Below are 6,037 nucleotides of genomic sequence, written 5' to 3' on the forward strand. Positions count from 1 at the left end.
GGTTACGGATACTGCCTGTTACAGCTGCCCGTTACTGCCCGTCACAGCTCCTTGATGCGGATGTCCCGGTACGAGATGACGTCCGACGTGCTGTGCACCTGGAGCCCGACATAGCCGGAGGAGAACCGCCGGCCGTCCGTGCCCGGGTCGTCCCCGCGCGGCGGCTCGAAGACCTGACCGCCGGTGTTGTCGAACTCGTTGATCAGGACGCCGTTGCGCAGGACCGAGAAGTGCTGGCCGACCACACGGATCTCGTAGTCGTTCCAGGTGCCCTTCTGGGTGACGCCCGCGCCCGCGAGACCCACCCGGTCGAATCCGTAGATCGAACCGGTCTTGTACATGTCGCCGTCGGGACGGTCGAGCACCTGCACCTCGTGCCCGTACTTGATGGCGACCCACTCCGGCCGCGACTCCTCCGGGTTGTCGTGGACCTGCGGGAAGCGCACGAAGACACCACCGTTGGCGTTGCCCGTACCGGGTGCGTCGTCCCGCCACTGGAGCTTCAGCGAGAAGTCGCCGTACTTGCGCTGCGGGAACCACAGCATGCCCATGCCCTCGACCGTGGTGCTCGACGTGATCGAGCCGTCCGCGTTCAGGCCGAACTTGCCGCCGCCGACCTGCTCCCACTTGTCGAGCGAGCCCTGCGTGCCGTCGAAGATCTTGCGGTAGCCCTCGGTCTGGCCGGGCTTGCCGATCCCCGACTGCTTGGCGGCGCGGTTGATCTTGTTGTACTCGCGCTGGTCGATCACGCCTTCCTTGAGGAGCTTGTCGGTGACGGTCTTGACGTGCTTGAGGAAGAGGGCCTGCGAGGTCCACTCCCGCTCGTCCTCGATCAACTCGTTGATCCGGCACCGGTTGTTGGTGACCCGGTTCGGGATCCCCGTGTCGACCGTGCCGACGATCACCGTCAGCCGCTCGTCGAACTCGGCGCAGTCGGGCGCCGGTACCCCGCCGCCCGTCGTGACCGTGAAGGCCACCGACTTCGCCTCCGACGTGTTGCCGGCCTTGTCGCTCGCCCGGTACGCGACCGTGTGCGCGCCCGCACGGTCCACCACGACCGGCGCGGTGTAGGCGAGGTAGGGACCCGCGTCGAGCGAGAACTCGATCTTGTCGACGCCCGATTCGGCGTCGGTCGCGGAGACCGTCACCTTGGCGCTCTTGAGGTACGCGCCGTCGGAGTTCTTCTCGCCGTCGACCTTCGCCGACACCTCGGGCGGCGTCTTGTCCTGCACGGGCGGCGCGACCACGGTGAAGTCGACCGACTTCTCCGCCGCCACGTTCCCCGCCTTGTCCGCGGCCCGGTAGCGCACGGTGTGGGCGCCCACTTCGTGCACCATCACCGGCGAGGTGTACGGCTGCCAGGCGCCGTCCGAACCCACCGCGTACTCGATGGAGTTGACGCCGGAGCCGGTGTCGGAGGCCGTCACCGTGACCGTCGCCATCGAGAGGTACTCGCCCTTGTCGTTCTTCTCGCCGCTCAACGTCGCCGAGGTCTCCGGAGGCGTCTTGTCGTCCGTCGACGGCGCGACCACGGTGAAGTCGACCGACTTCTCCGCCGCCACGTTCCCCGCCTTGTCGGACGCCCGGTAGCGGATCTTGTGCGTGCCGACCTGGTCGACGACCACCGCGGTCGTGTACGGCTGCCAGGCACCGTCGGCGCCCACCGCGTACTCGACCTTGTCGACACCGGAGCCCGCGTCCGTCGCCGTCACAGCCACCGACGCCGAACCGACGTACTCGCCCTTGTCGTTCTTCTGCCCGTCGACCTTCGCCGAGGTCTCCGGAGCGGCCGTGTCCTCGCCGCCGCCCTCGGTCACGACGAGGATGCCCTGCATTCCCTCGTGGCCGGGGATCGAGCAGTGGTAGCGGTAACGGCCCGGGGTCAGGGTGACCTCGACCGAGTGCTTGCCGCCCTCGCTGTCGTTCGGGTTGGCCAGGATGTTCACCGACACGTCGTTGTTGTACTCGGGGTCCGACGTGTCGAACGTCAGCGTGTGCGGCATGCCCATGGTGTTGCCGGTCGCCGCGCTGTTCTCGAAGACGATCGTCGTCGCGCCCGCCACCGCCGTGGCCGGCGCCGAGGCGTACTTGGTGATGTCGTCGCTGCCGGTCCAGTTCAGGACCTGCTGGGCCGCGGCGACCGGGGCGTCCTGCCCGAACGCGACGGGGGAGCCGAGTCCGAGCATCAGCAGCACGGTGGCGAACAGCGCCGTCCACAGTCTTCGCCGGTTCTTGGTGCGCATCCTCATCACTGCGCCTTCCTGGCCAGGTCACCGGCCGCAGGGGTCGCCTCGCCGCCCGTGTAAGTCACCTTCCACAGGGCCGACTTGGGGTCCGAGGTGAAGAAGCCGCGGCCGTAGTCGAGGACGTAGAGCGCGCCGTCGGGGCCGAACTTCCAGTCCATGAGGTTCTTGATGCCGTCGTTGCCGACCGGCACGATCTTCTTGAGGTTCTCGGCGTGCACCGGGATGCCGCCGTCGCCCGCCGTCTTCGGGTCCATGATCACCGCGTGCCGCGGCTGCGTGGCGTCGTAGAAGTCGCCGACGAACCACTTGCCGTCCCAGTAGCTCGGCCACTTGTCCGCGTTCGGGATCGACGCGTCGTAGCGGTAGACGGGCCCGTCCATCGCGGCCTGCCCGCCGCCCTGGAGCCACGGCAGGAGGTACTTGGCCTCCTCCTTCTTGTACGAGGGGATGCCGTTGGCGTCGCGCGGGTAGTCCGGCGCCCCGCCCTGCGGCGAGTACCAGATGTTGTTGGCGGTCATCGGCGGGAGGTTGACGAGACCGTCGTTGTTCGGCGACTCGTTCTTCAGGTGGTCGCAGTCGTACCAGCCGAGCGGCTTCGTCGGGTCCGGCAGATTGCGGTCGCGGTAGGGCTGCTTGTTGCCCATGCAGTACGGCCAGCCGCGGTTGGACGCCTTGGTGATGACGGCGAACGTGTCGTACTTCGCCGGGCCCCAGGTCGTCGACGGCTCACCGGCGTCCGGGCCGACCCAGCCCGCGTACAGCGTGTCGGTCTTCTTGTCGACCGAGATGCGCGCCGGGTTGCGGACACCCATCACATAGATCTCGCCGCGCGTCTTGCCGCCGCCCTCCGCGGTCTCCTTGCCCGTGAAGAGGTTGCCCTCCGGCAGCGTGTACGTGCCGTCGGCCTCCGGGTGGATGCGCAGGATCTTGCCGTTGAGGTTGTTGGTGTTGCCGGCGGTGCGGCGCGCGTCGGCGAACGAGACGCCCTTGTAGTTGGGCTGGGGGTTGTTGCCCGAGTAGCCGTCGCTGAAGCCGCTGGAGTTGTTGTCGCCGGTCGCGATGTACAGGTTGCCCTTGGAGTCCCAGGCCATCCCGCCGCCCGCGTGGCAGCAACTGTGCACCTGCACCGGCCACTTGAGCAGCACCTTCTCGCTGCTCAGGTCCAGCTTGTTGGTGTTCAGGTCGAGCGTGAAGCGGGAGACCTGCCGCTCGGCCATCTGCTTGTCGCGGTCGAGCCCCGAGTGCGGCGTGTAGTGCAGGTACACCCAGCCGTTCTGCTCGAACTTCGGGTCGAGTGCGATGCCGAGCAGACCCTCCTCGACCTTGGTCAGCTCGTCGCCGCCGCCCTTGTTGCCGAAGACGGTCAGCGCCCCGGCCTGGGTGACCTTCTTGGTCTTCGGGTCGTAGACGTGGATCTCGCCCTTGCCCTTGCCGACGTCGGGGTCGTTCCAGTCGGTGATCACCGGCTGCGAGGAGTCGGCGCCGCCGCGGCCGATGTACAGGACACGGCCGTCGGGCGCGGTGACCAGGCCGTGCGGCTCGCCGATCTGGTCGTTCTGGCCCGCCTGGTTCGGCTGGGTGAGGCGTTCCGCCTTGTAGTTGGAGTCGATCGCGGCCTTGCAGTCGGCGCGCACGATGCGGCTCGTCCACAGCAGGGCGCCGCGCAGATGCGACTGGAAGTCCACTTCGTCGTAACTGGAGGCCGTGCCGCCCATGCCGGTGTAGAAGGAGCGTCCGCCGTCGTAGTCGCGGCACCAGGACACCGGGTGGTCCGCGCCGTTGGCGCTCGCGCCCGGCTGGTACGTCGACTCACGGACCCGGGCCACGGTGTGCACCGAACCGGACGGGTTCTTCACCCAGTTCAGCCACTGGTCGGGGCGCTTCCACTGGACGGGAAGGTCCTTGGTGGCCGGATGCTGGCGGTCACCGACCTCGACGGTGGCCCGCTGGACGTTCGCCGGGCTGGAATCGGCCGGACGCGCGCCGATCAGACCGGTGAACCAGTCCGAGTACGGCTCGGCGCGGGCCGCGTCGTGGATGCCGACGAACCCGCCGCCGGCCTCCATGAACGACTCGAGCCCCGCCTCCTGGTCCGGGTCGAGCACGTCGCCGCCGCCGGTCAGGAAGACGACCGCGTTGAAGCGGCCCAGCTTGGTGGCGTTGGTGAACACGGAGGCGTCGTCCGTCGCCGTGATCTTGAAGCGCTGGGCGGCGGGGCCGCTCTGGCCGATCTTCTCGATGGCCGCGATCCCCGCGTTCACCACCGGTGACTCGTCGCCGCCCGCGGCGGAGCCGTAGTACACCAGGACGCGCACGTTCGCCCCGCCGGGAGGCGAGGGCAGGGACATCGTTGTCACGGATGGTTCGGGGAACGGACGCGCGCTGGCGGCGGGCCCGGTGAGCAGCCCGGCGGCGACCGCCCCGGACGCCAGGACCGCGGCGACGGCACGGCGTCGTCTGCGTCTTTCTCTGTCCAACCCTCTTACGTCCAAGGGTTTTTGATGCGGCGTGGACCGCATGAGTTCACCCACCCCTCGTCGGTCACAGGTACGGCGCGGACGAAGCTAGACCTCTTTTCGTGGCTCGCCAATAGGTACGGCCGCAATGGCACGAACTTTGTCCTGAGTGTGGATAAACGAAGATCACCCGGTTACCGTCTCTCTGGCCGTCACGAGAGGCCCTCGTGGCACGTCCGCGTAAGTCCCGTACGAGGGTGGGGAGTTCGGCATGGACAGACGCAGCTTCAACCGGCGGGTGCTGATGGGCGGGGCCGCCGCCGCGACGACCGCGACATCGTTGTCGCTCATCGCGGCGACGGACGCCGCCCCCGCGGACGGCCCGGTGCGCACGGCCCCGGCCGGCGGTGAGGTCAAGCGGATCAAGATGTACGCCGAGAAGCTCGCGGACGGGCAGATGGGCTACGGGTTCGAGAAGGGCAAGGCATCCGTCCCCGGGCCTCTCATCGAGCTCAACGAGGGCGACACCCTGCACATCGAGTTCGAGAACACCATGGACGTGGCGGCCAGCCTGCACGTCCACGGCCTGGACTGCGAGGTCTCCAGCGACGGCACCAAGCTCAACAAGAGCGACGTCGAGCCCGGCGGCAAGCGCACCTACGCCTGGCGCACGCACGCCCCCGGCCGGCGCAAGGACGGCACGTGGCGCGCGGGCAGCGCGGGGTACTGGCACTACCACGACCACGTCGTCGGCACGGAACACGGCACCGGCGGCATCCGCAAGGGCCTGTACGGGCCGGTCGTCGTGCGCCGCAAGGGCGACGTCCTCCCGGACACCACGTTCACGATCGTCTTCAACGACATGACCATCAACAACAAGCCGGCGCACGAAGGGCCCAACTTCGAGGCCACGGTGGGTGATCGCGTCGAGATCGTCATGATCACGCACGGCGAGTACTACCACACCTTCCACATGCACGGTCATCGCTGGGCGGACAACCGCACGGGCATGCTGACCGGCCCGGACGACCCGAGCCGGGTCGTCGACAACAAGATCGTCGGCCCCGCGGACTCGTTCGGCTTCCAGATCATCGCGGGAGAGGGCGTCGGGGCGGGCGCCTGGATGTACCACTGCCATGTCCAGAGCCACTCCGACATGGGGATGGTGGGGCTCTTCCTGGTGAAGAAGGAGGACGGCACGATCCCGGGCTACGAGCCGCACCATCCGGCGGGTCACACCGGCTAGGTGTATTGCCCTGAAGCGTTGTTTGCGCGGCTGATGGGGGGCTTGCCTGCGAGTGCGGTGTGGCATCGGTGGTGGTTGTAGGTGTGGAG

General features: G+C 68.2%; 3 protein-coding genes. 1 reads left to right on the forward strand and 2 read right to left on the reverse strand.

Going from position 1 to position 6,037, the window contains the following annotated elements; genetic code table 11:
- Positions 1-41: 41 nt before the first annotated feature.
- Positions 42-2,243, reverse strand: a complete 2,202-nt coding sequence (locus tag AC07EJ_RS29555; RefSeq protein WP_478885399.1) for an OmpL47-type beta-barrel domain-containing protein — start codon at positions 2,241-2,243, stop codon at positions 42-44.
- A gap of 5 nt (positions 2,244-2,248) precedes the next feature.
- Positions 2,249-4,765 (reverse strand): ThuA domain-containing protein, encoded by a 2,517-nt coding sequence (locus tag AC07EJ_RS29560; protein ID WP_478885394.1) that lies wholly within the window; start codon positions 4,763-4,765, stop codon positions 2,249-2,251.
- A gap of 208 nt (positions 4,766-4,973) precedes the next feature.
- Between AC07EJ_RS29560 and AC07EJ_RS29565 the strand changes: the two genes are divergently transcribed.
- Positions 4,974-5,948 carry a multicopper oxidase domain-containing protein gene (locus tag AC07EJ_RS29565; RefSeq protein ID WP_478885395.1) on the forward strand — a complete coding sequence of 325 codons (975 nt, stop codon included), beginning with the start codon at positions 4,974-4,976 and terminating at the stop codon, positions 5,946-5,948.
- The last annotated feature ends 89 nt before the right edge of the window (positions 5,949-6,037 follow it).

This window comes from Streptomyces sp. NPDC045026, assembly GCF_056432625.1.

Coding starts and splice junctions, on each gene's coding strand:
- AC07EJ_RS29555 (WP_478885399.1), bottom strand. CDS start 2,243: ATGCGCACCAAGAACCGGCGAAGACTGTGGACGGCGCTGTTCGCCACC.
- AC07EJ_RS29560 (WP_478885394.1), bottom strand. CDS start 4,765: ATGCGGTCCACGCCGCATCAAAAACCCTTGGACGTAAGAGGGTTGGAC.
- AC07EJ_RS29565 (WP_478885395.1), top strand. CDS start 4,974: ATGGACAGACGCAGCTTCAACCGGCGGGTGCTGATGGGCGGGGCCGCC.